The following is a 1,869-nucleotide window of genomic DNA, read 5'->3' as shown; positions in this document are numbered from 1 at the left end:
TTTTTTGGGTGCGCCCGGCAGGGCGCACCTGCTTGGAGGTGAAAGTCCTCTACTGGCCCGGCAAGGGGAACAGTTAGCGGAAGGCAAGCGCGCTTCGGGCGACCGGGCGTGTGGAGGAAGCCGGAAGCAAAACGCTGGCCTGACGAACAGGAAGCGGATACGAGGCGACGTGTTGGGGTGAGGCAGCCCAAAAGGCCAAAGCCCGGTACTTGCACGGACGGCACGGCGTAGATCCGACAGGCATAAGCGGGAAGGCAGGTGCGCAATACCCGGGGAGATCTCGCCTTAGGGATGAAAGTCCGACGGTGATGAGCCGGAGCGAGAAGTCAGCAGAGGCCATAGTAGCCGGCGACGGCGAAGGGCCGAACACGAGAGACCGCGATTAGGACCATCGACCTCGATGCACGACGCAGACGCACAAGCCCGGGGGGCCGGGGCCGGGAGCCGAAAGCAGGGACAGTATCCCGAGGGCAGGCTGGACGGTGCCGAGGCGTGCACGGCGGCGACGGGGCAAACGAAAGCGGAGCAGCCACGGCTGATGGAGGCCGTGGTCGAGCGCAGCAACCTGTGGTCGGCATACCAGAAGGTCGTGCGCAACGGCGGCGCAGCGGGGGCCGATGGCCTGCCGGTGTCGGAGTTGAAGGGCTGGCTGAAGGTGCACTGGCCCAGCGTCAGGGCGGCGTTGCTGGAAGGACGGTATCTGCCATCGGCGGTGCGCGCAGTGGACATCCCCAAGCCTTCGGGCGGGGTGCGGACGCTGGGCATTCCGACGGTGCTGGACCGACTGATCCAGCAGGCGTTGCTGCAAGTCCTGCAACCGATCTTCGAACCCACCTTCTCCGAATCGAGCTACGGCTTCCGGCCGGGGCGCAGCGCCCATCAGGCGGTCCTGCAGGCACGCCAATACGTGCAGCAGGGCCGGCGCTGGGTGGTGGACATCGACTTGGAGAAGTTCTTCGATCGGGTGAACCACGACATCCTGATGTCGCGGGTGGCCCGGCAGGTGGACGATGAACGGGTGCTCAAGCTGATCCGCCGGTATCTGGAGACGGGCCTGATGCGTGAGGGGGTCGAGGAGGCGCGGGACATGGGGACGCCGCAAGGCGGCCCGCTGTCGCCGCTGCTGTCCAACATCCTGCTGACGGGCTGGGACCGCGAACTGGAGCGGCGAGGCCACGCGTTCTGCCGCTATGCGGACGACTGCAACATCTACGTGCGCAGCGAGGCGGCGGGGCGAGAGCTGTTGGCGAGCATGACGAGGTTCCTGGAAGAACGTCTGAAGCTGCGGGTCAACGCTGGCAAGAGCACATGTGCCCGAACCCGGGAGCGCAAGTTCTTGGGTTATACCCTGATCGCGGCCGGCCCCAAGGCCTGGCTGCGGTTCGCCCGCCAGAGCGAGCAGCGCTTGCGGGGCCGCATCCGAGAACTGATGCGGCAGGGGCGCGGGCGCAGCCTGGCGCACACCGTCGAGGTGTTGAACCCGGTGTTGCGAGGCTGGGCCGGATACTTCCGGCACAGCAGGAGCCAGAAGGCATGGGAGGACTTGGATGGCTGGCTGCGGCGTCGGTTGCGTTGTCTGATCTGGCGCCAAGCCAAGACGCGCCGACGGCGAGAGGAGTTGCTGCGCAGGCGCGGGTTGGCGGCCGAACGGGCCTGGCACTCGGCCCGCAACGGACAAGGTCCGTGGTGGAACGCCGGGGCCAGCCACATGAACGCCGCGTTCCCGAAAGCCTGGTTCGATGTGCGTGGACTGGTCTGCATGACCGACTACGTGCGCCTGCTCCAGCGTCACTCATGAACCGCCGTATGCGGAACCGCACGTACGGTGGTGTGGGAGGGGGCCGGGGAAACCCGGCTCCCTACCCGATC

Annotated in this window: 1 protein-coding gene; it reads left to right on the top strand. The window is 66.9% G+C overall.

Going from position 1 to position 1,869, the window contains the following annotated elements; genetic code table 11:
• The first annotated feature begins 400 nt into the window (after window positions 1–400).
• Window positions 401–1,798: a group II intron reverse transcriptase/maturase gene (gene ltrA / locus Z164_RS0119385; protein WP_024892288.1), complete on the top strand. Its 1,398-nt coding sequence runs from the start codon at window positions 401–403 to the stop codon at window positions 1,796–1,798.
• Window positions 1,799–1,869: the final 71 nt, after the last annotated feature.

The sequence above is a fragment of the Luteimonas huabeiensis HB2 genome (assembly GCF_000559025.1).
In the GTDB taxonomy this organism is placed as follows: domain Bacteria; phylum Pseudomonadota; class Gammaproteobacteria; order Xanthomonadales; family Xanthomonadaceae; genus Luteimonas; species Luteimonas huabeiensis.
This window is presented reverse-complemented; position numbering and strand designations above follow the sequence as displayed.